General features: G+C 63.8%; 20 protein-coding genes and 1 riboswitch. Of the genes, 16 read left to right on the plus strand and 4 right to left on the minus strand.

Translation table 11 applies throughout. The features are described from left to right. The first annotated feature begins 14 nt into the window (after positions 1 to 14). Positions 15 to 1,373 carry a signal recognition particle-docking protein FtsY gene (gene ftsY, locus J7392_RS12730; protein ID WP_209217879.1) on the plus strand — a complete coding sequence of 453 codons (1,359 nt, stop codon included), beginning with the start codon at positions 15 to 17 and terminating at the stop codon, positions 1,371 to 1,373. Between the two features lie 33 nt (positions 1,374 to 1,406). Here ftsY and J7392_RS12735 read toward each other — a convergent pair whose 3' ends face one another. After that, positions 1,407 to 1,892, minus strand: coding sequence for an MgtC/SapB family protein (locus J7392_RS12735; RefSeq protein WP_067266169.1), 486 nt, complete (start codon positions 1,890 to 1,892; stop codon positions 1,407 to 1,409). A gap of 63 nt (positions 1,893 to 1,955) precedes the next feature. Between J7392_RS12735 and J7392_RS12740 the strand changes: the two genes are divergently transcribed. The 6 genes from J7392_RS12740 (at position 1,956) to J7392_RS12765 (ending at position 8,031) form a co-directional block, all read left to right on the plus strand. Continuing rightward, positions 1,956 to 2,858: a DMT family transporter gene (locus tag J7392_RS12740; RefSeq protein ID WP_209217880.1), complete on the plus strand. Its 903-nt coding sequence runs from the start codon at positions 1,956 to 1,958 to the stop codon at positions 2,856 to 2,858. 10 nt (positions 2,859 to 2,868) lie between these two features. After that, positions 2,869 to 3,474 carry an inner membrane-spanning protein YciB gene (locus J7392_RS12745; RefSeq protein WP_209217881.1) on the plus strand — a complete coding sequence of 202 codons (606 nt, stop codon included), beginning with the start codon at positions 2,869 to 2,871 and terminating at the stop codon, positions 3,472 to 3,474. A 62-nt stretch (positions 3,475 to 3,536) separates the two neighbouring features. Further along, positions 3,537 to 3,613: riboswitch (SAM riboswitch) on the plus strand. Positions 3,614 to 3,677: 64 nt separating this feature from the next. Continuing rightward, entirely contained in the window at positions 3,678 to 4,868 is a 1,191-nt protein-coding gene (metZ, locus tag J7392_RS12750) for an O-succinylhomoserine sulfhydrylase (protein ID WP_209217882.1), read from the plus strand. Positions 4,869 to 4,945: 77 nt separating this feature from the next. Further along, a complete protein-coding gene (gene folE2, locus J7392_RS12755; RefSeq protein ID WP_209217883.1) occupies positions 4,946 to 6,037 on the plus strand; it encodes a GTP cyclohydrolase FolE2 in 1,092 nt (363 codons plus the stop codon). A gap of 215 nt (positions 6,038 to 6,252) precedes the next feature. Next, a complete protein-coding gene (locus J7392_RS12760) occupies positions 6,253 to 6,501 on the plus strand; it encodes a hypothetical protein (RefSeq protein WP_067262845.1) in 249 nt (82 codons plus the stop codon). A gap of 81 nt (positions 6,502 to 6,582) precedes the next feature. Then, positions 6,583 to 8,031: a TrkH family potassium uptake protein gene (locus J7392_RS12765; protein ID WP_209217884.1), complete on the plus strand. Its 1,449-nt coding sequence runs from the start codon at positions 6,583 to 6,585 to the stop codon at positions 8,029 to 8,031. Positions 8,032 to 8,097: 66 nt separating this feature from the next. Here the strand turns inward: J7392_RS12765 and J7392_RS12770 are convergent, their stop codons facing one another. Then, the gene (locus J7392_RS12770; protein WP_209217885.1) at positions 8,098 to 9,948 is read right to left on the minus strand and encodes a serine protease; all 1,851 of its coding nucleotides are present in this window, start codon (positions 9,946 to 9,948) and stop codon (positions 8,098 to 8,100) included. A 155-nt stretch (positions 9,949 to 10,103) separates the two neighbouring features. On the opposite strand from J7392_RS12770, the gene J7392_RS12775 reads away from it, so the two are divergent. The 9 genes from J7392_RS12775 to glmM all read left to right on the plus strand — a co-directional run bounded on the left by J7392_RS12775 (position 10,104) and on the right by glmM (position 21,538). Continuing rightward, positions 10,104 to 11,051 carry a glycine--tRNA ligase subunit alpha gene (locus J7392_RS12775; RefSeq protein WP_209217886.1) on the plus strand — a complete coding sequence of 316 codons (948 nt, stop codon included), beginning with the start codon at positions 10,104 to 10,106 and terminating at the stop codon, positions 11,049 to 11,051. Then, positions 11,048 to 11,563, plus strand: a complete 516-nt coding sequence (locus tag J7392_RS12780) for a DUF6446 family protein (RefSeq protein WP_209217887.1) — start codon at positions 11,048 to 11,050, stop codon at positions 11,561 to 11,563. The genes J7392_RS12775 and J7392_RS12780 overlap by 4 nt, the downstream gene beginning before the upstream one ends. 81 nt (positions 11,564 to 11,644) lie before the next feature. After that, positions 11,645 to 12,460, plus strand: a complete 816-nt coding sequence (locus J7392_RS12785; RefSeq protein ID WP_247744573.1) for a DUF1206 domain-containing protein — start codon at positions 11,645 to 11,647, stop codon at positions 12,458 to 12,460. A 92-nt stretch (positions 12,461 to 12,552) separates the two neighbouring features. Further along, positions 12,553 to 14,766, plus strand: a complete 2,214-nt coding sequence (gene glyS / locus J7392_RS12790) for a glycine--tRNA ligase subunit beta (RefSeq protein ID WP_209217888.1) — start codon at positions 12,553 to 12,555, stop codon at positions 14,764 to 14,766. A 74-nt stretch (positions 14,767 to 14,840) separates the two neighbouring features. Continuing rightward, positions 14,841 to 17,378 (plus strand): pyruvate, phosphate dikinase, encoded by a 2,538-nt coding sequence (ppdK, locus tag J7392_RS12795; protein ID WP_209217889.1) that lies wholly within the window; start codon positions 14,841 to 14,843, stop codon positions 17,376 to 17,378. A gap of 129 nt (positions 17,379 to 17,507) precedes the next feature. Then, positions 17,508 to 18,149, plus strand: coding sequence for a cell wall hydrolase (locus J7392_RS12800; protein WP_209217890.1), 642 nt, complete (start codon positions 17,508 to 17,510; stop codon positions 18,147 to 18,149). Between the two features lie 106 nt (positions 18,150 to 18,255). Next, positions 18,256 to 19,182, plus strand: coding sequence for a dihydroneopterin aldolase (locus J7392_RS12805; protein ID WP_209217891.1), 927 nt, complete (start codon positions 18,256 to 18,258; stop codon positions 19,180 to 19,182). Continuing rightward, a complete protein-coding gene (gene folP / locus J7392_RS12810; RefSeq protein WP_209217892.1) occupies positions 19,182 to 20,195 on the plus strand; it encodes a dihydropteroate synthase in 1,014 nt (337 codons plus the stop codon). Before J7392_RS12805 ends, folP begins: the two co-directional genes overlap by 1 nt. After that, on the plus strand, positions 20,192 to 21,538 hold the full coding sequence (gene glmM, locus J7392_RS12815; RefSeq protein ID WP_209217893.1) for a phosphoglucosamine mutase: 1,347 nt from the start codon (positions 20,192 to 20,194) through the stop codon (positions 21,536 to 21,538). Before folP ends, glmM begins: the two co-directional genes overlap by 4 nt. A gap of 6 nt (positions 21,539 to 21,544) precedes the next feature. Here the strand turns inward: glmM and J7392_RS12820 are convergent, their stop codons facing one another. Together J7392_RS12820 and ilvC are read right to left on the minus strand one after the other, a co-directional pair. Further along, on the minus strand, positions 21,545 to 22,465 hold the full coding sequence (locus J7392_RS12820; protein ID WP_209217894.1) for a DMT family transporter: 921 nt from the start codon (positions 22,463 to 22,465) through the stop codon (positions 21,545 to 21,547). A gap of 77 nt (positions 22,466 to 22,542) precedes the next feature. Continuing rightward, positions 22,543 to 23,565 carry a ketol-acid reductoisomerase gene (gene ilvC, locus J7392_RS12825; RefSeq protein ID WP_168611968.1) on the minus strand — a complete coding sequence of 341 codons (1,023 nt, stop codon included), beginning with the start codon at positions 23,563 to 23,565 and terminating at the stop codon, positions 22,543 to 22,545. Between the last annotated feature and the right edge of the window lie 40 nt (positions 23,566 to 23,605).

A 23,605-nucleotide genomic window follows, 5' to 3' on the forward strand; every position in this document is an offset into this window, starting at 1 on the left:
CATGGGAGACGCCGATGGCCTTCTTCACGAAGCTCAAGGACCGCTTGTTCAAATCCTCGTCCAAACTCGACGAGGGGTTGGAGGCAATCGTCAGCGATGGCGGAGAGGCGGAGGCTGAAGCGGCCCCCGTGGATGCGGTGATGGACCAGCCCGGCGCGGCCTCTGATGTGATGCCCGATAGGCAGGAGGACAGCGGCCCGATGTTGGCGGCAGAGCGGGAGGCGGAAGAGCCGACCCCCGCGCCTGAACCCGCCCCGGAACCCGAGCCTGAGACGCTCCCAGAACCCGAGCCGAAGCCCGCGCCTGAACCGCAGCCCGAACCGTCTGAGCCCCAGCCGGACCCCAGGCCCGCGCAGGAACCCCCCGCCGCTGATCCTGAGCCCGCCCCGACCCCGGAGGAAGTTCCCGCGGCGACCGACCTGCGCCAAGCGATGACCCCCGTCGCCCCGGCGCTGGACGAAACCCCAGCCGAGGCCGCCGCCGCCAAACCGGGCCTTTTGGGCCGTCTCATGGGGCGCGGTGCCGCGCAGCCGGTGGTGCGTCGGACGCTGGATGACGAGATGCTCGAACAGCTCGAAGAGCTGCTGATCAGTGCCGATATGGGCGTCGATACGGCGCTGCGGGTCACCGCGAATATGGCCGAAGGGCGCTTTGGCAAGAAACTGTCGGTGGCAGAGATCAAACAACTGCTCGCCAGCGAAGTTAGCCGCATCATGGAGCCTGTGGCGCGGCCCCTGCCGATCTATTCCAAGACCCCGCAAGTGGTGCTGGTGGTCGGTGTGAACGGCTCGGGCAAGACCACCACTATCGGCAAATTGGCCTCGCAATTCCGTGCGGCGGGCAAGAAGGTCGTGATCGCCGCGGGGGATACCTTCCGCGCCGCGGCGGTCGAGCAGTTGCAGGTCTGGGGCGAACGCGCAAACGTGCCCGTGCTGACCGCGCCCGAGGGCAGCGACCCGGCGAGCCTTGCCTTTGACGCCATGGGCCGCGCGCAGGAAGAGGGGGCGGACCTGCTGCTGATCGACACGGCGGGCCGTTTGCAAAACCGGGGCGACCTGATGGAGGAATTGGCCAAGATCGTCCGCGTCATCCGCAAGAAGGATGAGACCGCGCCGCATAACACCCTATTGGTGCTGGATGCGACGACGGGGCAGAACGCAGTCAATCAGGTGAAGGTCTTTCAAGAGATCTCCGATGTCAGCGGTCTGGTGATGACCAAGCTTGACGGCACCGCCAAGGGTGGCGTGCTGGTGGCGCTGGCGGATCGCTTTGGCCTGCCCATTCATGCCGTAGGCGTGGGCGAGCAGATTGACGATCTGTCGCCCTTTGACCCGGATGAATTCGCCGCCGCCTTGGTGGGCACGGATGGCTAGGAGTACACTGGCCGCCGAACCTAGCCGCCCTGTTCAGTCATGGGTGCCAAGCTTTCGTTCGATCCAGCGCAGAACGGTCAGAACCAGCACCACGACCCCTGCGGTCAGACAGGCCAGCAGGATTTGCCCCGCGCCGCAGGACAGGCCGATGGCCCCGGCCAGCCACATCGACGCGCCGGTGGTGATGTTGCGCACCTCGCCGTTCGAGGTGAAAATGATCCCCGCCGCGAGGAAGGCGACGCCTGCGGTCACCGCCTCGATGAGGCGCAATGGATCGAAACGCATCTGGTCGCCATCGCCGAACTCCAGACTGCCAAGCTCTTGCCCGATGATGATGAAGAGACAGGCGGCGATGGCCACCATGATATGGGTCCGCAGCCCCGCAGGCTTGTCGCGCCGTTCGCGCTCATACCCGACGACACCCGCCAGAAAGGCGGCCATCAGCAGCCGCGCCGCGGCCACGGTAACCGGCACTTTGGAAAAACTGTGGGTGAGATCGGCGATCAGGCTTTCAAACATGGAAATTCCGTTGGTGATAAAGGCTTTGAGGAATAAACCTCTCGCCGCGGTGGTGGTTCCGGGATGACCGATTGGATCCTGTCGATCGAAGGCACCCCCGCGGGCCATACCGCGGCCCTGTGGCTGGCGCTTTCCGCAGCATTCTTGCACGCGGTTTTCGGCGCGCTGCAAAAGGGGCGGCATGATCCGTGGCTCACGCGCGGGGCGATCGATGTCTCTTATGGCGTGATGGCGGCCCCCTTTGCGCTTTTCGTCGTGCCATGGCCCGAGCCGCATATGTGGGTGATCTTCCTCGGGGCTTTCGTAATCCATGTGATCTACAAGCTGTTGCAGGCATGGGCCTATACCAAGGGCGCCTATACGGTGGTCTACCCGGTGGTGCGCGGCACGGGGCCGCTCTTTGCCGTGGTCGGCGCATATTTGATCTTTGGTGAGCGGTTCAATGCGGTGCAATGGCTTGGCGTGGCGGTGCTGCTCAGCGGCATCTTCGGCCTTGCTCTTTATAACCTGCGCAATCTGGTCGCCGCGCGCGATACGCTGCACGCAGCGCTCGGGCTGGCGGTGCTGACGGGCTTGTTCGTGGCGCTTTACACCACATATGACGCATACGGCATCCGCGCCACGGCGGATCCTTTCACCTTCCTCGCATGGTTTTTCATGATCGACGGGTTGGTGATGCCGGTGATCGCATGGCGGCGCTGGCACGCGATGGAGAACCCACCCGAGGTGGCGCCGCTGATGCTGCGCGGCTTTATCGGCGGGATCATCGCTTTTGCGAGTTTCGGGTCGGTCATGCTGGCCACGCGGCTCGACAAGGTGGGCGAGGCGGCGGTGCTGCGCGAGACCTCGACCGTCTTTGCCGCGCTGATCGGGGTGCTGATGCTGAAAGAAACCGTCGGCCCGCGCCGCATCGCGCTGATGGCGCTGATCGCAGCCGGGGCGGTGATTGTTGAAATGGGCGGCTGAAGGAACAGGCATGTCAGAACCAAGAGAGATCAACCCAATGCTGCGGGCAGGCTTGGAATACGGGCCGGTCTTGGCCTTCCTCGTGGCCTATCTGTGGCTCAAGGATAACACCTACACTTTCGGCGGGACGGAGTATGACGGCTTTATCGTCGTCACCGCGATGTTCGTGCCGCTGCTGGTGCTGTCGACCGGCGCGCTTTGGGCGCTGACGGGCAAGCTCAGCCGGATGCAGGTCGCCACCGTGGTGCTGGTGGTGATCTTTGGCGGGCTATCGGTCTGGCTGAACGACGACCGCTTCTTCAAGATGAAGCCGACGCTGATCTATGTGCTCTTCGGCGGCCTTTTGGCGGTCGGCCTGCTGCGCGGGCAGTCCTATCTGAAATACGTCATGGAAGAGATGATGCCGCTGCGCGATGAGGGCTGGATGCTGTTGACCAAACGGCTGATGTATTTCTTCTTTGGTCTGGCGCTGGCGAATGAGGTGATTTGGCGGTTCTTCTCGACCGACACATGGGTCTACTTCAAAACTTTCGGTCTGACGGCGGCGATTTTCGTTTTCTTCATGGCGCAAGGCAAGCTGTTCGAAGCCTACGGCGAGAAAAAAGACCAAGGCTGATCCGCTCAAATTTAACGAAGGCCCCCCGCGAAACTGTTGACCTGTAGCGTCGCGCGGCGTAATCCACCCTGCGTGGCGATTTGTTACCGGATTGTGGGCCACGTTAAACATGCCGCTAAAAGGTCAGGATGAAAGACCCCTTTCGCTTGGCCGCGTCTGGGGTTTTTTTATGCCCGCAAGGTCGGGCCGGAAGGATGAGATACATGAGCAACGACCGTCACGCGCGCACCCAAGCGATCCACGCAGGCACCCGCCGCAGCCAATATGGCGAGGTGAGCGAGGCGATCTATCTGACCCAAGGGTTCGTCTATGACAGTGCCGAACAGGCCGAGGCGCGTTTCGAAGAGATCGGCCCGGATGAGTTCATCTATGCCCGCTACGGCAACCCCACGGTCGCCATGTTCGAAGACCGTATCGCCACTTTGGAAGGGGCCGAGGATGCCTTTGCCACTGCCAGCGGCATGGCGGCGGTCTCGGGCGCGCTGATCTCGATGCTGAAGGCGGGCGATCATGTCGTCTCGGCCCGGGCGCTATTCGGGTCTTGTATCTATGTGCTGGAAGAAATCCTTGGCCGCTACGGGGTAGAGGTCACTTTCGTCGACGGCAGCGATCTCTCTGCTTGGGAGGCCGCGATCCGCGAGGACACCCGCGCGGTTTTCTTTGAATCCGTGGCCAACCCCACGCTTGAAGTGATCGACATCGAAGCCGTGTCCAAGCTTGCCCATGCCAACGGCGCGCTGGTGGTGGTCGACAATGTCTTTGCCACGCCGGTCTTTTCGCGCGCGATCTCGCAAGGGGCGGATGTGGTGGTCTATTCCGCGACCAAACATATCGACGGGCAGGGTCGTGCGCTTGGCGGTGTGGTGCTGGGCAGCCGCGATTTCATCCGTGGCACGCTTGAGCCTTACATGAAACACACCGGCGGCTCGATGAGCCCCTTCACGGCTTGGATCATGCTTAAGGGGTTGGAGACCATCGACCTGCGGGTGCGGGCGCAGGCGGCCAGCGCACAGGAACTGGCCGAGGCACTGGACGGTCACGCGGCATTGGCGCGGGTGCTTTACCCGGGCCTTGCGGGCCATGCGCAGAACGCACTGGCGATGCGCCAGATGGGGGCAGGGGGCACGGTGCTGTCCATCGACCTCAAGGGTGGCAAGGCGGCGGCTTTCGCTTTCCTGAATGCGTTGCAGGTGGGCGTGATCTCAAACAACCTTGGCGATGCCAAGACCATCGTCACCCACCCGGCCACCACCACCCACCAGCGTCTGCCGCAGGACACCAAAGACCTTTTGGGCATCACGCCGGGGCTGGTGCGGATCAGCGTGGGGCTGGAATATAGCGGTGATCTCAAGGCGGATCTGCTGCAAGCCTTGGATGCGGCGGCGCAAGACTGACCTGATGTGTCGCGGGCGCGGTGGCATTTTGGCCCCGCGCATCATACATTGAGAGCGACAGACCGGAGGGCCGCGCAATGAACATCGTGACTGAGATGTCCGAGACACCGGACCGGGAGGCGGCGCAATCCGCGCTCGCCACGCTGCGCGCTTGGGCGGAAACGGCCACCCCGGCCGAGATTGCGGCGCTGGACCCGGCCATGGCCCGGATGCTGGCCCCCGCCGAATATCCCGCCCTTAGCCGCGCCTATCCCGAAGATTTCACCGCGGGCGACAACTACCGCGCCAGCCTGCCTGATCTGCAAAACGGCCCCTCCAGCCTGATCCGCGGCGCGCAACAGTTGATCCAGCATGTCGGCATCTCAAACTTTCGCCTGCCGATCCGCTATCGCAGCCGCGAGGGCGGGGATATGCGGCTGGAAACCTCTGTGACCGGTTCGGTGTCGCTTGATGCGGAAAAGAAGGGCATCAACATGTCCCGCATCATGCGCAGCTTTTACCGCCATGCTGAGGCGACCTTTAGCTTTGAGGTGATCGAAGCGGCGCTGGATGATTATAAGACCGACCTTGAGAGCTTGGACGCGCGGATCCAGATGCGGTTCTCTTTCCCGATGAAAATCGCCAGCCTGCGCTCGGGGCTGACGGGCTATCAGTATTATGACATCGCGCTGGAGCTGGTTGAGCAGGACGGAGAGCGCAAAAAGATCGTGCATCTCGATTACGTCTATTCCAGCACCTGCCCCTGTTCGCTGGAACTCAGCGAACATGCGCGGGAAACGCGGGGGCAATTGGCCACGCCGCATTCGCAGCGTTCCGTGGCACGCATTTCGGTTGAGACGCAGGACGAGGGCGATTGCCTGTGGTTCGAAGACCTCATCGAAATTTGCCGCCGCGCCGTGCCGACCGAGACACAGGTCATGGTCAAGCGCGAGGACGAACAGGCTTTCGCAGAACTCAATGCCGCCAATCCGATCTTTGTCGAGGATGCCGCGCGGCTGTTTTGCGAACAGCTTTTGGCCGATGGCCGGGTGGGCGATTTCCGCATCGTCGCCAGCCATCAAGAAAGCCTGCACAGCCACGATGCGATCAGCGTGCTGACCCAAGGTGAGACCTTTGCAGCGCAGAGCATTGACCCCAAGCTTTTCAACACGCTCTTTCACGTCGGCTGATCCGGCACGGCCCGACAATCGCCCGAGGGTTGTTCGCAGCCCGCGCCGCGCCCCTTTGCGGCGCATTCCGCCTGTCTTAGCGCACAATTTACGAATGTCGCCCTGTCAGCCCTGCAAGTCCCGACCAGCGGCTATGCGAAAACGTCGGTTCTGCTGCGGCGCAGCATTGCCTATCTAACGGTCATCGAAATACTGGAAATTGCAAAGGCAATCAGATGACCTACCAGAGCACTGCTCACCCCGCCCACTCCGTCTCTCCCCTCGAAGGGCTGCGGCGCGCCGGCGCCGGTCTGCGCCGCTTTTTCGCGGGGATCGGCCATGGCATCATGATGGGCTCCACCGCCCAACGCCGTTTTGAGCAGGTCCAAGGCCTGCAAGCGAAAAGCGACGAAGAACTGGCCGCCATGGGCATCAAGCGTGACGACATCGTTCACCACGTTTTCAAAGACCTCTACTACATCTAAGACGACACGGACCGGGGCCAAATCGCGCCCCGGTCCCGTCTCGGCTTGACAGCGACGAGCGGCCAAGCCAACGCTGCGCGCATGTTGGATATACGACCTGTCGGATATGTCGTGGGCCTTTTGGTGGCCGTGCTCGGCCTTGCCATGATCATCCCGATCTTGGTCGATCTGGCCGAAGGCCGGGGCCAGTGGTGGGTCTTCGTCGAAAGTGCGCTGATCACGACGCTGGGTGGCGGTATGATCGCCCTCGCCAGCGCCAATGGAGTCCGCGAAGGGCTCACCATTCAACAGACATTCATGCTGACCACCGGCGTCTGGCTGATGCTGCCGCTCTTCGGGGCCCTGCCCTTCGTGCTGGGCGCGACCGAGGCCAGCGTCACCGACGCGATGTTCGAGGCGATGTCGGGGCTGACGACCACCGGGGCCACGGTGCTGACCGGGTTGGAAGACCTGCCCAAAGGTCTGCTGATCTGGCGCGGTATTCTGCAATGGCTGGGCGGCATCGGTATCGTCGTTGTCGCCATGGTCTTCCTGCCTGAGTTGCGGGTCGGTGGTATGCAGATCTTCAAATCCGAATCCTTTGACACTTTCGGGAAAATCCTGCCCCGCGCAGGGCAGATCGCAACGCAGATCTCGGTGATCTACCTCTGGCTCACGCTGGCCTGCATGCTGAGCTATCTGGCCCTTGGGATGTCTACCTTTGACGCGACCGTGCATGCGCTGACCACGGTCTCGACGGGTGGTTTTTCTAACTACGACGCCTCCTTCAGCACCTTTTCCGGCCCCGCCGAATATGTCGCCGTGATTTTCATGATCCTCGCCGCGCTGCCCTTCGTACGCTATGTGCAGCTGATCAACGGCAACCCCGTGGCCCTGCACCGCGACCCGCAGGTGCGCGGCTTTTTCATGACGATGACCTTTCTGGTGGTGATCGTCTTTTTCGTTCTGCGCAGCGGCACGACCTACGAATCCGAGCGGGTCTTGCGCGAAGCGCTGTTCAACATCACCTCAATCATCTCTGGCACCGGCTATGCCTCGGCGGACTATATGCAATGGGGCAGCTTTGCCGTGGCGCTGTTCTTTTTCATCGGCCTGATCGGCGGCTGCGCGGGCTCGACCACCTGTTCGATCAAGGTCTTCCGCTATCAACTGCTCTTTGCGTCGATCCGCGCGCAGCTGCGGCGGATCCGTTCGCCCCACGGTGTCTTTACCCCGCGCTACGATGGCCGCCCGGTGGGGGCGGACGTGCTAAGCTCGGTGATGTCCTTCTTCATGTTCTTCGTCGTATCGCTCGGCCTGATCTCGGTCGCGCTGAGCCTGACGGGGTTGGATTTCGTCACCTCGGTATCGGGGGCGGCGGCGGCGCTGGCGAACATCGGCCCGGGGTTGGGAGAGATCATCGGCCCGGCCGGGAATTTCAGCAGCCTTAATGACACGGCGAAGTGGATATTGATCATCGCCATGTGGATCGGACGGCTGGAGCTGATGGCGGTCTACGTCATGTTCACCGCCAAGTTCTGGCGCGCTTGAAACGTAAAAGGGCGGCGCCGATGGCACCGCCCTTTGTCTTTGTCGCTTGGGGCTGAACCCCCCACGTTATTCCCAGCAGCTGACCAAGACGGTCATCCCCTGCGCGCGCAGGGTCAGGTCGCGGGGCGCGATCGGGCCTGTGGCCCCCTGCGCGTGTTTGCTGCCCAGCCCGGCCTCCTGCGCCGCCTTGAGGATCACATCACCATCAAGCGCAAAGCTCACGTCTTCGGGCAGTTTGCGGTCCGCTTCCGTCTGGGGCAGCAACATGCCCACGACATGGCCATTCTCGTCGAATACCGGACCCCCGGCATCGCCGGGCTGGGCCTTGACCGAGAGGCGCTTGAGGGTCTCATCTCCGTTCAGCCCCTTGAGGTCCGACAGCGCGCCAAAGGTCAGTGTCGCGGCGCTCAGCACGCCTTCGTAGGAGTAGCCCGCGACGGAGATTTCCGATTGCAGGCGCGGGGCCGCGTTGCTGAACTCGGCCACGGCCAGCGGGGCGAGGCGGCTTTCGGGCTTGAGCAGCGCAAGGCCGCGCGCCTCATCGGTGGCGACTACCGTGGCATCGGTATCGGCGTCCAGCGTCACCCGCCCGCAAGAGGCCACGACTTCGCTGGTGGTGACGACCGCGCCATTGCCATCGATGAAAAAGCCGCTGCGGGCGATCTTGGGCTGGCGGATTTGCAGGCCGGCGACCAGATTGATCGCCTGCGCGTCGCTGTTGCCTGCGCCGGCGTCGAGCACGCCGGGCAGGCGCGTGAGGCTTTTCGACATCTCGGCCACCACGCGGCGGCGGCGGTCTTCGTCCCCGGCGGGCCAGATCAGGGTGAAGCCCTTGATCTGACCGTTCTCCAACGAGACCTGCGTCTGGCTGATGATGCTGCCGTTCTCGCCGATCAACTCAAAGGAATTGCGCTTGCGCTCGCGCGGGCCATCTAAGGGGACGATCTCAAGCGTTTGCATGATGTCATAAAGGCCATAGAGCGTATCTTGATTGCCCGGCTGGCTGATCAACAAGACCCGCGCGCCGATGTTGCCGCTGCTGTCGTAATGGGCAAAGGGCGGCTCGTAGCGGGCGAAGTCGACTTCGGCGGTGGGCATCATGATTTCGATCCCGGCCTTCTCGTCGCGCACCAGTTGCAGGCCCAGCCCGTCGAGCACGGCGTTATACTGGGCCATCAGCGCGGCGCGCTGGCGGGTGGTCAGCACGCCGGTCTGCTCATAGCTGTTGGCCCCTTGCCACGCGCGCATGGAGGCACGGGTGCCGCGGCCAAAGGCACCGTCAATCGCGGCGTCGTAAAAGCCCGCCCATTGCAGGGCGATTTGCAGGTCTTTGCGCTCCTGCGCCGAAAGGGCGCGTTCCGAGCGGCGCGCCTCTGCGGGGGTCTCCTCCGGTTCGGGCGGGGTGGGGGCCGGGGCGGTCTCGGCCTCTGCGGCTTCGGTTTCACCCTCCGTCCCTGCGGGATCAAGCGGGGTTGTCGTGACATCGGGGGTGCTGCTGCCTGCGGCGGCTTCCTCTGGCGCATTGCCATCTACGCCCACGGGCGCGTCGATCACGCCGGTTTCCAGAACGTTGTCGCCCACGGGCCAAAATTGCTGCTGGAACCGGCTGGATTGCTGGATGAAGCTGTCGCGCGGCACCAGACCGTCGCGCACATAGCTGCGCAGCACCAGTTCCGCATCCTCGCGCCGGTAGGGGCCTACGGCGATGCCGTACCAACCGCCGCCCAAGGCAAAGCCATTCACGTCATCCAACAGGGTCTCATAGGCGCGCGCCCGGTCCGTGGCTTCGGCCAAGGACGGCTGCGCCTCGATCTGAACCCAAACGACATCCTCTGCCGATTGCGCCCGCGCAAGGCCCGCCCAGGTCAGGCTCAGGGCCAAGAAGATCGCCACGGGGGCACGTAGAATTCGCTTCATCGTCACTCAACTCTCGCAAAACCAAATCCGAGCCAGATTACGCCGGAAAGCGGCGCGAATGCCATGCCAAAGGGGGCGAAATTCTGATAAAGCTGTGATTGACCCCCATGGTTTGCAGACGTAGGAAAGGCGCGCATCATTAAGGGGCAATCACCATGTCTGACGCAGCGCAGAAACCACGCTCTTTCCAAGAGATCATCCTTGCTTTGCAGAGCTATTGGGCGCGGCAGGGCTGCGCGGTGCTGCAACCCTACGACATGGAAGTGGGCGCGGGCACCTTCCACCCGGCCACCACGCTGCGCAGCCTTGGCACGCAGCCTTGGGCTGCGGCCTATGTTCAGCCCTCGCGCCGCCCCACGGATGGGCGCTATGGTGAGAACCCGAACCGTTTGCAGCATTACTACCAGTATCAGGTGCTGATCAAACCCAGCCCCCCCAATCTGCAGGAGCTGTACCTCGGCTCGCTCGAAGCCATCGGCATCGACATGGCGCTGCACGACATCCGCTTTGTCGAAGACGATTGGGAAAGCCCGACGCTCGGCGCTTGGGGGCTGGGTTGGGAAGTCTGGTGCGACGGCATGGAAGTGTCGCAGTTCACCTATTTCCAGCAGGTCGGCGGGCATGACTGCCACCCCGTCTCGGGCGAGCTGACCTACGGGCTGGAGCGGCTGGCGATGTATGTGCTGGGTGTCGATCATGTGATGGACATGCCCTTCAACAGCCCCGACGCGCCGATCCCGCTGACCTACGGCGACGTGTTCAAACAGACCGAAGAGGAGTTCGCACGCTGGAACTTCGACACGGCCAACACCGAGGTGCTGCTCGATCAGTTCAATGAAGCCGAGGCGCATTGCAAATTCATCCTCGAACAGCCCGCCGAAGATCCCAAGACCGGCAAGCGCATCGTCATGGCCCATCCGGCCTATGACCAGTGTATCAAGGCGAGCCATATCTTTAACCTGCTCGACGCGCGCGGCGTGATCTCGGTCACCGAGCGGCAGGCTTACATCGGGCGGGTGCGGGCGCTGGCCAAGCAATGCGCGGATGCCTTCGTGCAGACCCGTGCGGGCGGCTGGACGCCCGAGGCGGACAGCGCGGCATGAGCGGCAAGATTGTTGGCATCGTGATCCTCGTCTCCGCAGTGATCGCCGGTGCGGCGCTCTATTACCTTCAGATCTACGGCTTTTACCACGATGTGCCCGAGGCCAAAGTTGAACTCGTCTCTCTGACGACGGAGGAGCCGGAGGAGATCGCGGCGGAGAACCTACAGGCCATCGACGCCGACAGTTCCCCGATCCGGTTTCGCGCCTGTTTCGAGCATGACATCAGCCTCGCCATGGCGACCGAGACCTATGAGATGACCGACCATACCGATCCGCGCAACGCGCCGGGCTGGTTCGATTGTTTCGACGCCCCCGCCATCGCGGCTGAGATCGAGGCGGGCAGCGCGCTGACCTTCCTCGGTAGCAAAAACGTGCACTACGGCGTCGACCGGATCGTGGCGCTGACCGACGATGGGCGCGGCTATATCTGGCATGAGCTGAACGACTGTGGTGAGAAGTCCTATGACGGCACCGTGGTGGGCGAGGCCTGCCCGGAACGCCCCGCCGACTGAACTTATCGCCGCGCCCGGAACCTTTCGGCGGAACCTTTTGACGCTGCCGAACGCTTGTCCCCACATAGAACGGGGGCGAAAATGTCAGAGAAAACACATGAGGGGCTGAAATGGGTGATGCGCGCGGGCTATGGCGCGCGCGGGCTGATCTATACGATCATCGGGGGGCTGGCGCTTTTGGCCGCTCTGAAACGCACCCAAGCCTCGGGTACGAAAGACGCCCTCGCGGCGCTGCGGGATGAGCCCTATGGCATCCCCGCGCTCTTTGCCATCGGCATCGGGCTGCTTGCCTATCTGGTCTGGCGCGTGGCCGCGGGTGTGAAAGATGTCGAAGACCACGGGACCGATGCCAAGGGGCTGGTCGCGCGGCTGGGGCAAATCACGACCGGGCTGATCCACGGCGGTATCGGCGTCTCGGTTCTCGCTCTGGCGCTGAGCGGCAAGAACTCCGGCGGCAGTTCCGCGCAGGACTGGACGCAAAAGCTGATGGCCATGCCCGCCGGGCGCTATATCGTGGCCGCGGGGGCGCTGATCCTGCTGGGCGCGGGGATTTACTACGCCTACAAAGGGCTGAGCGGGAAGTATAAGGGCCATTTGGCGCGCACCCATTTCACCGAAAGCATCGACCCCATCGTGAAGATTGGCCTTGTCATCTATGGCGGCATTCTCGCGCTCGTCGCCTTTTCGCTGGGCTACGCGGCGCTTACGGCCAATCCCGAACAGGCGGGCGGTCTGGGCGAGGCGCTGCAAGACCTGCGCGGCATGGCCTTTGGGCGCTTCCTTCTGGGCGGGGCCGGGCTGGGGCTCATCGGTTTCGCGGTCTATAACTTCGTCGAAGCGGGCTACCGCGTGGTGCCGAAATTCTCCGACCCGGATATCCGCACCTTGTTGGATTAAACGCGGGACGGGGGGCTAGACCCTCCGCCTAGCACTCGTTATCCAAGCCCCCGATGAGACGCCGCCGTCGCGGCAAGAATTGGGGGCCGCCCGTGCCAAATCTGCTGATTGAACTTTTTTCCGAAGAAATTCCCGCGCGGATGCAGAAACGCGCGGGCGAAGACCTGCAAAAGCTGGTGACCAACGGTTTGGTCGAGGCCGGTTTGACCTATGGCTCCGCTGCCGTCTTCACCACCCCGCGCCGCCTGACGCTGGCGCTTGGCGACATGCTCGCCGCCAGCCCCCGACAGGTGGAAGAGCGCAAGGGCCCCAAGGCCGACGCGCCCGAGAAAGCCATCGAAGGGTTTTTGCGCGGCGCGGGTCTGACGCGCGACCAGCTTGAGGAACGCGAGACCCCCAAGGGCAAGGTGCTCTTCGCCAAGATCGAGAAGCCGGGCCGTCCGGCGGCTGAGATCGTGGCCGAGGTGCTGGAACAGACCATCCGCAACTTCCCTTGGCCCAAGTCCATGCGGTGGGGCAGCGGCAGCCTGAAATGGGTCCGCCCGCTGCATTCCATCCTCTGCGTCATCAGCGATGAGGCCGGGGCCGAGGTGGTGCCGCTGACCATCGACGGGATCACCGCCGAGAACACCACGCGCGGGCACCGTTTCCTCGCCCCCGACGAGATCGAAGTCGCGGGTTTCGAGGATTATCAGGACAAGCTCAGCCGCGCCTTTGTCGTGCTCGACCCCGCCGCGCGGGCTGACACGATCTGGCATGACGCCACCAATCTCGCCTTCGCCGCCGGGCTGGAAGTGGTTGAGGACGCAGGGCTTCTGGCCGAGGTCGCGGGCCTCGTGGAATACCCCGTCGTGCTGATGGGCCGCATCGGCAAGGATTTTCTCGGCCTGCCGCCAGAGGTGCTGCAAACCTCGATGAAAGAGCATCAGAAGTTCTTCTCGGTCCGCAATCCGAAGTCGGGGCAGATCGAGCGGTTCGTCACCGTCGCCAACCGCACCACCGCCGACGAGGGCGCCACGATCCTCGCCGGGAACGAAAAGGTGCTGGGCGCGCGGCTGTCGGATGCGAAATTCTTCTGGGACAACGACCTGCGCAGCGTCACCACCGGCGCGGGCATGGAGACTTGGGTCAAAGCGCTGGAAAATGTGACCTTCCACAACAAGCTCGGCACCCAGGCCGAGTTGATCGACCGCATGGCGACCCTCTCGCGCGAGTTGGCCCCGCTGGTCGGTGCCGAGGCCGAGGAGGCCGAAAAGGCCGCGCGGGTGGCCAAGGCCGACCTCAGCTCCGAAATGGTCTACGAATTCCCCGAGTTGCAAGGCCTGATGGGCAGCTACTACGCGCGCAAGGCGGGGATGTCGGATGCCGTGGCCGATGCCGCGAAGGATCACTACGCGCCGCTCGGGCCGTCCGATGACGTGCCGACGGCGCCTGTCTCCATCGCCGTGGCACTGGCCGAGAAGATCGACAAGCTCACCGGCTTTTGGGCCATCGACGAGAAGCCCACCGGCAGCAAGGACCCCTTCGCGCTGCGCCGCGCGGCCTTGGGCGTGATCCGGATTCTGGTTGAGAATGATCTACATCTTTCCTTGTCGGAAACTTTGCAGACGCACCGCGCCACCATTGAAGCTGATGCCGTCGCGACGGTTCAAGAAGACGGGCGTGTTATTGGAACAGGACGAGCCGAGGATATTCGAGGCGAGTTTGATCTCAAAGAACTCGCTGAAGCGGGTCGGACTCGTGTAACGATCCATGAGTGGCACTTTAACAGCGAATTGCAGAGCGATCTCCTCTCCTTCATCCACGACCGCCTGAAAGTCTACCTCCGCGACCAAGGCATCCGCCATGACGTCATCGACGCCTGCATCGCCATGGACGGCAGCGACGACCTCACTCTGCTGGTCAAACGCGCCCGTGCCCTGTCGGAAACGCTCAAAACCGACGACGGCGAAAACCTGATCCAAGGCTTCAAACGCGCCAACAACATCCTCAGCCAAGCCGAAGAGGCCGACGGCGTGGAATACTCCTTTGGCGCCGATCCGAAGTTTGCCGAGACGGAGGCCGAGAAAGACCTCTTCGCCGCGCTCGACAAAGCCGAGGCCAAGATCACCCCGGCAATGGCGGCGCAGGATTTCTCGACCGCGATGGCGGCTATGGCGGAATTGCGCGGGCCGATCGACGCCTTCTTCGAGGCGGTGCAGGTCAACGCCGAGAACCCCACGGTGCGGCGCAACCGACTTAATCTGCTGAGCCGCATCCGCACGATCTGTAGCGCCGTGGCGGACCTGACCAAACTGGACGGCTGAACTTCGAGGGGGCAAGATCCCTTGCCCCTTCTGCCTCAACCCCTATGCTGCACCGGAACGATTAAGGTGCCGCAGTGCAGAACGATCCCCATACCACGCTGGTGACCCCCACCGCGCCGATTGCCAATACCACCCACGGCGGGCGGGCCAAATGCCTGCAACGTCTCGTGCGGCTCGACCTGCCGGTGCCGCGCACCATCGCGCTGTCCTTTGATGCGGTGCAGCAGATCGCGCGGGGGCAGATGCCCGACGTGCAGGCGGTGGTCGATCAGTTCCCGAAGGGCGCGCTGCTTTGCGTGCGGCCCTCCAGCCAAGACCCCGATTGGGGCGGGCCGGGGGCGGTGCTGAACATCGGGATCAACGATGCGCTCTTCGAAAGCTATGCAGGCACCATCGGCGAAGGGCCAGCGGCGGCGCTTTATTCGCGTTTCGTGCAGTCCTACGCGGTCAATGTGGCCCGCCTCGACCCGGATATGTTCGACGATGTGAACGGCGATGGCCGCGCGGCGCTGATGGAATCCCTGCGCGCCTATGAGGCCGAGACCGAAGAGCGTTTCCCCCAAGACCCGGCAACGCAACTGGCGGCCGTGCTGCGCTCGATGGCGCGGGCGTGGAACGGCACCTCGGCGCGGCTGCTGCGGCAGGCCAAGGGCGCGCCTGCGGATGCGGGGCTGGGGCTGGTGGTGCAAGAGATGGCCTTTGGCGTGGGGCAGGGGCAATGCGGCTCGGGCGTGTTGCAACTGGTCGACAGTGACACCGGCCTGCCGCAGATCACCGGGCGCTATCTGAGCCAGAGCCAAGGGCGCGATGCGCTCGAAGGCGATGCGGCGGCGATGTATCTCACCCGCGATCCGCGCGGGCCATCGCTTGAAGAATTGGTGCCCGAAGCCTTTGCCGAGTTGAAGGATCACGCAGCACTGATGCGCAAGAGGCTGCGGGCCGAGATGCAGGTCGAATTCGTGATCGATCAGGGTAAGCTGCATATCTTGGACGGTGTAAAGGTCGCGCGTTCCTCTCGGGCTGCCGTGCGCATCGCTGTGGCGCTGGCCGATGAGGGGATCATCAGCCGCGAGGAAGCGCTGATGCGGGTGCAGCCGCGCACGCTGTCGGAACTGCTGCACCGCCAAGTCGACCCAAGCGCCAAGCGTGACGTGATCGGGCGCGGCATCGCCGCCAGCCCCGGCGCGGCCACCGGGCGCATCGTCTTTTCCGCCAGCGACGCGCAGGCCAGCGCCGCGCGAGGCGAGCCTTGCATCCTCGTCCGGCGTGAGACCTCGCCCGAGGATATTCGCGGCATGCATGCTGCTGCCGCCGTGCTGACCGAACGCGGCGGCATCACCAGCCATGCGGCAGTGATCGGACGCGGCATGGGGCTGCCTTGCGTGGTCGGTGCCTCGAACATGCGCTTTGTGGTGACCCAACGGCAGATCATCGCCCCCGACGGGCGGGTCTTTGTCGAAGGCGATCAGGTCACTGTCGATGGCTCAACCGGGCAGGTGCTGGCGGGGGCGGCCAAGATGCAGGAGGCGGCGCTCGACGATACCTTTAACCGGCTGATGGGCTGGGCCGAGGATGTGGCTGATATTGGCATTCGCGCCAATGCCGACACGCCGACCGATGCCCAGACCGCGCGCAACTTCAACGCCCATGGCATCGGCCTGTGCCGGACTGAGCATATGTTCTTCGAGCCGGGCCGCCTCACCGTGATGCGCGAGATGATCTTTGCCGAAAGCGGTGAGGATCGTCGCGCCGTGCTGGAACGCCTGTTGCCCATGCAGCGCGAGGATTTCACCCAGCTGTTCCGCATCATGCAGGGCCAGCCGGTCTGCATCCGTCTGTTCGACCCGCCGTTGCACGAATTCCTGCCCTCCGACAAAGCCGGACAGCGCGAATTGGCCGAGGCGCTTGGCCTTCAGATGTCCGATGTGACCCGCCGCGTGGCGGCGATGACGGAGTATAACCCGATGCTTGGCCTGCGCGGCGTGCGGCTCGGGGTCACGGTGCCCGAGATCTATGAGATGCAGGCCCGCGCCATTTTCGAGGCCACGATCGAGGCCAGCCGCGATGGCGAGCCGGTGGTGCCCGAGATCATGATCCCGCTGGTCAGCGCCCGGCGCGAGGTGGAACTGGTTAAAGCCAGCGTTGATGCCGTGGCCGCCGCCGTGCGCAGTGAGCGTGACGCGAGCTTTACCTACCGGCTTGGCGTCATGGTGGAGACCCCGCGCGCCTGTCTGCGCGCCGATGATATCGCGCCGCATTGTGCCTTCCTCAGCTTCGGGACCAACGACCTGACGCAGATGACCTATGGCCTCTCGCGCGACGACGCGGGGCGCTTCATGTCGAACTACGTGCAACAGGGGGTCTATCCAGAGGATCCCTTCCATGTGCTCGATACCGATGGGGTCGGCGAATTGCTGCAACTCGGGGCAGAAAGAGGACGCAAGGCGCAGCCCGGAATCACGCTTTCCATCTGTGGGGAGCATGGCGGCAACCCCGAATCCATCGCCTTTTGCCGCGAATCGGGGTTCGATTATGTTTCCTGTTCGCCATTTCGCGTGCCAGTTGCACGTCTGGCCGCCGCCCAACTCGCCATTGCCCACAAGATCGGGTAGGGGCGGCGGGCTCCAGCCCAATTTATACCATAATTCGGCGAGTTTCTGCACATAACGTCTGGTTGGGTTTACCGCCGGGAACCTTTTGGCTATCCGCCCCGCAGCCCTAACAATGATGCGAGGCGCATAATGCGTTTTATCCGGTCGATCTCTTTTGCTCTTTCCATGGCGCTGTGCAGCAGCCCTCTGGCGGTTCAAGCCAGCTCTGAAAGTGCGAGCGATCTTGCGCAGATTGAAATTCAAGGTCTGAAGTCCGCCGGTGCGGCGCGGCTTCAGGAGATGGTCGCACAGCCCGTGTCGGCCAGCGCGACAGATGTGAAATTCTCCACGGCTTGGATCGACAGCCAGCCCAAGGCCGAAGGCAACGCTGAGTTGCAGTGCCTTGCCGAAGCGCTGTATTTCGAGGCGCGCGGCGAGACGGTCAAGGGCCAGTTCGCCGTGGCCGAAGTGATCATGAACCGGGTGAAATCCGCCCGTTTCCCCGGCACGCTTTGCGGCGTGATCAACCAAGGGACCGGGCGCAAGTATCAGTGCCAGTTCACCTACACCTGCGACGGCCACAAAGAGGTCATCAATGAGCCGCGCGCTTTTGCCCGTGTCTCAAAAGTCGCGCGTGCGATCATCGACGGCAGCGCGCCGAAGCTGACCAATGGCGCGACCCACTATCACACCACTGCCGTGAACCCCAATTGGGCGCGGGTCTATACCAAGACCGCGCGGATCGGGCAGCACCTCTTCTATCGCCACACATGGAAGACCGCCTCGAACTGAGGGGCGGGATGTGCCTTCGGGTGCTGGCCTGCCGCCGGTGGGCCTGCTAAATGTGCATCGAAGCGCCCCCGGTGGGGCCATTACCCTGATCCGATAGGCGCTGCCGATGTCCGACGACGAAATTCGACTTGCCTTTGCCCACCCTTCCGAGCGGGCAGAGACGATGGCCGGCCCCGAGCCGCGTGATCGTATCTCTCTGCGCGATCATATCGTGGAGGTCGAGATCGGTGCCTTTCAGGCCGAGCGGGACGTGACCCAGCGGGTCTGTTTCAACGTGGTGGTCGAGGTGGCCCCCCTGACGGGTGTGGTGGACGACGATGTCGACCGTATCCTGTCTTACGACCGCGTGACCGAAGCCATCGCCGCCGAGCTTGCCGCCGAACGGCTCAACCTTTTGGAAACGCTGGCCGAACGGGTGGCTGACCGTATCCTGATCGAGCCCCAGGCGATGCGGGTCTTCGTGCGGATCGAAAAGCTCGACCGGGGCCCCGGTGCGCTTGGGGTCGAGATCGTGCGCGCGCGGGAGGAGGCGGCAGCGCATGACGCGGCCCAAAAGGCCCCGCAGCCGCGCGTGGTTTACCTCTCCAATGCGGCGATTGCCTCGACGCGTTTGCCGGAATGGCTGGATCAATTGGAAGCGGCGGCGGAGCCGGTGATCCTCTGCGTTGGCCCCTCGGACATTGCCGTCCCACAGGCCGAGGATGAGAAAGCGCAGCGGCACATTGACCTCTTGGCGATCGAACAGAACGCTTGGATGCTCTCGGCCCGCGATCCGCGCGGCGCGGTGGTCGGCAGCCGGACAGAATTGGACTGGGCGATGAAAAACGGCCAGATCAGCATCTGGGCGCCTGCGCGGATCGTGCTCGACGCGGTGGACGGCCCCGCCGCCCCGCCAAGCGCAGCACCCGCCCTAGCCGCATGGTTCGCCGAGAGTTCATCGGCCTGCGAATTGGTCCTGATCGGCGCAGACCAGCCCGAGGGCACGGCGCTGCCTATGCGCCTGCTTGACATCGACAGCGCGGAGATCGTTTGATGACCGAGTACCATCGCCCCTTGGTTCAGATCGGCCCCGCACGGCCCGAAGGCGCGCTGACCCTCGCGGGCGGTTGGGGCTGGTTCACCCATGTTGAGGTGCTGGCGCGAGGGCAGGCGCCGCGCGTGATCCCGGCAGATGCGCTCCCCTCCGCCGCGCGCGATGCATTGACCGCGCCGCGCCCGGCCATCGCTGGCCTAAGTTTCGACCGCCCCCGCGTGATGGGCATCCTCAATGCCACGCCTGACAGTTTCTCAGACGGGGGCCGCCATGCCGACCCGCAGGTCGCGGTCGCGGCGGGGGCGGCGATGCGGGCAGCGGGAGTCGATATGCTCGACATCGGCGGGGAGTCCACCCGCCCGGGTGCGGAGACCGTGCCGGAGGAGGAAGAAATCGCGCGTGTTCGACCGGTGATCGAAGGGCTGCGGGCCGCCGGGGAAGGGGCGATCAGCATCGACACCCGCAAGGCCGCCGTGGCCGAAGCCGCCGTGGCGGCGGGGGCGGATCTGGTCAATGACGTGGCGGGGCTGACCTTTGACCCGGCGCTTGCGCCCTTCTGCGCGGCGCAGGGGCTGCCGGTCTGTGTGATGCACGCCCAAGGCGATCCGGCCACAATGCAGCGCGACCCGCGCTATGATGACGTGCTGCTCGACGTCTATGACTATCTGGCCGAACGCATTGCGGCGCTTGAGGCGCAGGGCATCCCGCGCGAAAATATCATCGCCGATCCGGGCATCGGCTTTGGCAAGACGCTGGAACACAACCTTGCGCTGCTCGCGCGGCTGAGCCTGTTCCACAGCCTCGGGGTGCCGATCTTGCTCGGCGCGTCGCGTAAACGTTTCATCGGCACGATCGGCGGCGGCGCGGCGGGGGAAGATCGCGCGCCCGGCTCCATCGCGGTGGCCCTGGCGGCACTGAACCACGGGGCCCAAGTCTTGCGCGTGCACGATGTGGCGCAAACCATTCAATCCATTTTACTTTATCGTTCGGCACTGGCAGGTAAAGAGATATGACAAAGCTTTTTGGTACAGACGGCGTGCGGGGCACCGCCAATATTCACCCCATGACCGCCGACATGGCGCTGCGCATCGGTGCCGCCGTCGGGCGCTATTTTCGGCGTGAGAAACGCGGCGTGCACCGTGTGGTTATCGGCAAAGACACGCGGCTCTCGGGCTATATGTTCGAGAACGCGCTGACTGCGGGCCTCACCAGCACCGGCATGAACGTGTTGCTGCTGGGGCCGGTGCCGACACCGGCGGTGGGGCTTTTGACGCGCTCCATGCGGGCCGATCTGGGGGTGATGATCTCGGCCAGTCACAACCCGGCCAGCGACAATGGCATCAAGTTCTTCGGCCCGGATGGGTTCAAACTCTCCGATCAGGTCGAGCAGGAAATCGAAGCGCTGGTCGCCGAAGGGGTCGAGCCATCGGCGCCGGATCAGATTGGCCGGGCCAAGCGCATCGACGACAGCCGATTTCGCTATATCGAACGGGTCAAATCCTCTTTCCCGCGGCAGATGCGTCTTGATGGGTTGAAGGTGGTGATCGACTGCGCCCATGGCGCGGCCTACCATGTGGCGCCGATGGCGCTGTGGGAATTGGGCGCGAATGTGATCCCCGTGGGCGTGGACCCGAACGGGTTCAACATCAACGATGGCTGCGGTTCCACCCAGCCGCAATCGGCGGCGGAGGCCGTGGTGGCCAATGGCGCCGATGTGGGCATCTGCCTTGATGGCGACGCTGACCGGGTGATCCTGATCGATCAGAATGGCCGCATCGGTGACGGCGATCAATTCATGGCTCTGATGGCCGCGCGTTGGGCCGAGGAAGAGCGGCTTGCGGGTAAGGCGCTCGTCGCCACGGTAATGAGCAATCTGGGGCTGGAGCGTTTCCTGAACGACCGCGGTGTGCGACTGGAGCGGACCGGCGTCGGCGACCGCTATGTGGTGGAGCGGATGCGCGAAGGGGGCTTCAACCTCGGGGGGGAGCAGTCGGGCCATATCGTGATGACCGACTATGCGACCACGGGCGACGGGCTAATGGCCGGGATGCAGTTTCTGGCCGAGATGGTACGTTCGGGCAGGCCTGCCTCGGAACTGCTCTACCAATTCGACCCGGTGCCGCAGCTGCTGAAAAACGTGCGCTTCTCCGCCGGGCAGACCCCGCTGGAAGACGCGCTGGTCAAAGCCGCCATCGCGCAGGCCGAAGCCGATCTGGCGCAGGGTGGGCGGCTGTTGATCCGCAAATCGGGCACGGAACCCTTGGTGCGCGTCATGGCCGAACATGAGGACGCGGCACTGATGGAGCGTGCGGTCGATAGCGTGGTCGAAGCGGTGAATACGGCGGTGGGCAGCTAAGCTGTTCTACCCGCGCTGGAACAACCGTTTCAGCGCGCCGTATTGGCTGAGCCCGACCCCAGCAAGGATCAGCGCCATCGCGTAAAGCAACGACATTGGCAACGGCTCTGACAGCACCAGCGCGCCCAGCAGGACCGACCAGACCGGCACTTGGTAGTTCACCAGTGACATAAAGACCGGCCCCGCGGTGCGCACCACATAGACCCGCAAAAACGCCGCGCCCGCGGTGGGGATGAGGCCGAGAAAGGCCAGCACGGCCAGTATCTTGGGCGTGGGCAGGGGCGGCGGGCCCTCGCTGAGGAAGGCGGCGGGCAGCATGACCATGGCACCGATCAGCATCAGCACCGTCCCCAGCCCAATCGGATCCACCGAAGGCAGCCGGCGCATGAGGATCGAGCTGACCGCATAGCAAGAGGCCGCGGCGACGCAGGCCATCCGCCCCGCCGTTTCCATCGCAGCGCCGGTGCTCTCAAAAGCTTGCCCGCCGATCAACACGACGACGCCGACGAAGCCGATGACAAAGCCGCCGACCTTGCGCGGGGTCATGCGCTCCCCCGGCAGCAGGAAATGGGCCATGGGTAGGACGATCAATGCCACGGAAGCCATGGTCACCCCGGCAAAGCCCGAGGTCACATATTGCTGCCCCCATGCGAGCAGCGAAAAGGGCAGGGCCGAGCTGATGATGCCGATCGTCACCAGCACGAGGATGTCGGAGGCAGAGGGGCGCGCGGTGAAAAGCGTGAACCCCCGCAGGGCCCAGAGCGCCAGCATCACCACCGCCGCCAACCCGATCCGCGAGGCGGCGAGCCAGAAGGGCGTGATCCCGGTGAGCGCCACTTCGGTAAAAAGAAAGGTGCCCCCCCAAACAAACCCCAAAAGGGCGATCAGCAGCCAGCTTATCAGCGTGATTTGAGGCGTGGTGTTCATCGGGGCTCCGGCGTAAAGGCAAAGACCCCGGCGCGAGGCCGGGGTCGATGTCGTCTTATCTTTGGGGGAGATTTGGCTCAGTTCTTGGCCTTGTCCACCATCTTGCCTGCGGAAATCCACGGCATCATCTCGCGCAGCTTTTCGCCGACCTGTTCGATGCGGTGCTCATCGTTGATGCGACGGGTCGCTTTGAACGAAGGCTGGCCCACGGCGTTTTCCTGCATGAAGTCACGCACGAATTTGCCGTTCTGGATGTCGGTCAGCACGTCTTTCATGCGCTTCTTGGTCTCGTCGTAGGGCAGGATGCGGGGGCCGGAGACATATTCGCCGTATTCCGCGGTGTTCGAGATCGAGTAGTTCATGTTGGCGATGCCGCCTTCGTAGATCAGGTCCACGATCAGCTTCACCTCGTGCAGACACTCGAAATAGGCCATCTCGGGGGCGTAGCCCGCCTCGACTAGTGTCTCAAAGCCCATGCGGATCAGTTCGACCAGACCACCGCAGAGCACGGCCTGCTCGCCGAAGAGGTCGGTTTCACATTCCTCGCGGAAGTTGGTCTCGATGATGCCCGACCGGCCGCCACCGATGGCGGAGCAATAGGAGAGGCCGATTTCCAGCGCCTTGCCGGAAGCGTCTTTGTCCACGGCCACAAGGCAGGGTACGCCGCCGCCTTTGGTGTATTCGCCGCGCACGGTGTGGCCGGGGCCTTTGGGGGCCATCATGATCACGTCGACGCCTTCTTTGGGCTCGATCAGGCCGAAGTGGACGTTCAGACCGTGGGCGAAGGCAATGGCGGCACCCTCGCGGATGTTGTCATGCACGTATTTCTTGTAAGTTTCGGCCTGAAGTTCATCGGGCATGGTGAACATGATCAGGTCGGCCCAGGCCGCGGCCTCGGCGATGCCCATGACCTTGAGGCCTTCGCCCTCGGCCTTGGCGGCGGAGGCGGAACCTTCGCGCAGGGCCACGACGAGGTTCTTGGCACCCGAGTCGCGCAGGTTCAGCGCATGGGCGTGGCCTTGGGAGCCGTAGCCGAGGATCGCCACCTTCTTGTCCTTGATGAGGTTCACGTCGCAGTCGCGGTCGTAGTAAACGCGCATGATCTTGTCCTTTGGTTTGTCTCGTTCTGGGTCTCACCAT

Source organism: Sulfitobacter sp. R18_1, assembly GCF_017743915.1.
GTDB lineage: Bacteria > Pseudomonadota > Alphaproteobacteria > Rhodobacterales > Rhodobacteraceae > Sulfitobacter > Sulfitobacter faviae.

Excerpts from the sequence above, each read along its gene's own strand:
- ftsY (WP_209217879.1), top strand. The coding sequence starts at position 15 with ATGGCCTTCTTCACGAAGCTCAAGGACCGCTTGTTCAAATCCTCGTCC.
- J7392_RS12735 (WP_067266169.1), bottom strand. The coding sequence starts at position 1,892 with ATGTTTGAAAGCCTGATCGCCGATCTCACCCACAGTTTTTCCAAAGTG.
- J7392_RS12740 (WP_209217880.1), top strand. The coding sequence starts at position 1,956 with ATGACCGATTGGATCCTGTCGATCGAAGGCACCCCCGCGGGCCATACC.
- J7392_RS12745 (WP_209217881.1), top strand. The coding sequence starts at position 2,869 with ATGTCAGAACCAAGAGAGATCAACCCAATGCTGCGGGCAGGCTTGGAA.
- metZ (WP_209217882.1), top strand. The coding sequence starts at position 3,678 with ATGAGCAACGACCGTCACGCGCGCACCCAAGCGATCCACGCAGGCACC.
- folE2 (WP_209217883.1), top strand. The coding sequence starts at position 4,946 with ATGAACATCGTGACTGAGATGTCCGAGACACCGGACCGGGAGGCGGCG.
- J7392_RS12760 (WP_067262845.1), top strand. The coding sequence starts at position 6,253 with ATGACCTACCAGAGCACTGCTCACCCCGCCCACTCCGTCTCTCCCCTC.
- J7392_RS12765 (WP_209217884.1), top strand. The coding sequence starts at position 6,583 with ATGTTGGATATACGACCTGTCGGATATGTCGTGGGCCTTTTGGTGGCC.
- J7392_RS12770 (WP_209217885.1), bottom strand. The coding sequence starts at position 9,948 with ATGAAGCGAATTCTACGTGCCCCCGTGGCGATCTTCTTGGCCCTGAGC.
- J7392_RS12775 (WP_209217886.1), top strand. The coding sequence starts at position 10,104 with ATGTCTGACGCAGCGCAGAAACCACGCTCTTTCCAAGAGATCATCCTT.
- J7392_RS12780 (WP_209217887.1), top strand. The coding sequence starts at position 11,048 with ATGAGCGGCAAGATTGTTGGCATCGTGATCCTCGTCTCCGCAGTGATC.
- J7392_RS12785 (WP_247744573.1), top strand. The coding sequence starts at position 11,645 with ATGTCAGAGAAAACACATGAGGGGCTGAAATGGGTGATGCGCGCGGGC.
- J7392_RS12800 (WP_209217890.1), top strand. The coding sequence starts at position 17,508 with ATGCGTTTTATCCGGTCGATCTCTTTTGCTCTTTCCATGGCGCTGTGC.
- J7392_RS12805 (WP_209217891.1), top strand. The coding sequence starts at position 18,256 with ATGTCCGACGACGAAATTCGACTTGCCTTTGCCCACCCTTCCGAGCGG.
- folP (WP_209217892.1), top strand. The coding sequence starts at position 19,182 with ATGACCGAGTACCATCGCCCCTTGGTTCAGATCGGCCCCGCACGGCCC.
- glmM (WP_209217893.1), top strand. The coding sequence starts at position 20,192 with ATGACAAAGCTTTTTGGTACAGACGGCGTGCGGGGCACCGCCAATATT.
- J7392_RS12820 (WP_209217894.1), bottom strand. The coding sequence starts at position 22,465 with ATGAACACCACGCCTCAAATCACGCTGATAAGCTGGCTGCTGATCGCC.
- ilvC (WP_168611968.1), bottom strand. The coding sequence starts at position 23,565 with ATGCGCGTTTACTACGACCGCGACTGCGACGTGAACCTCATCAAGGAC.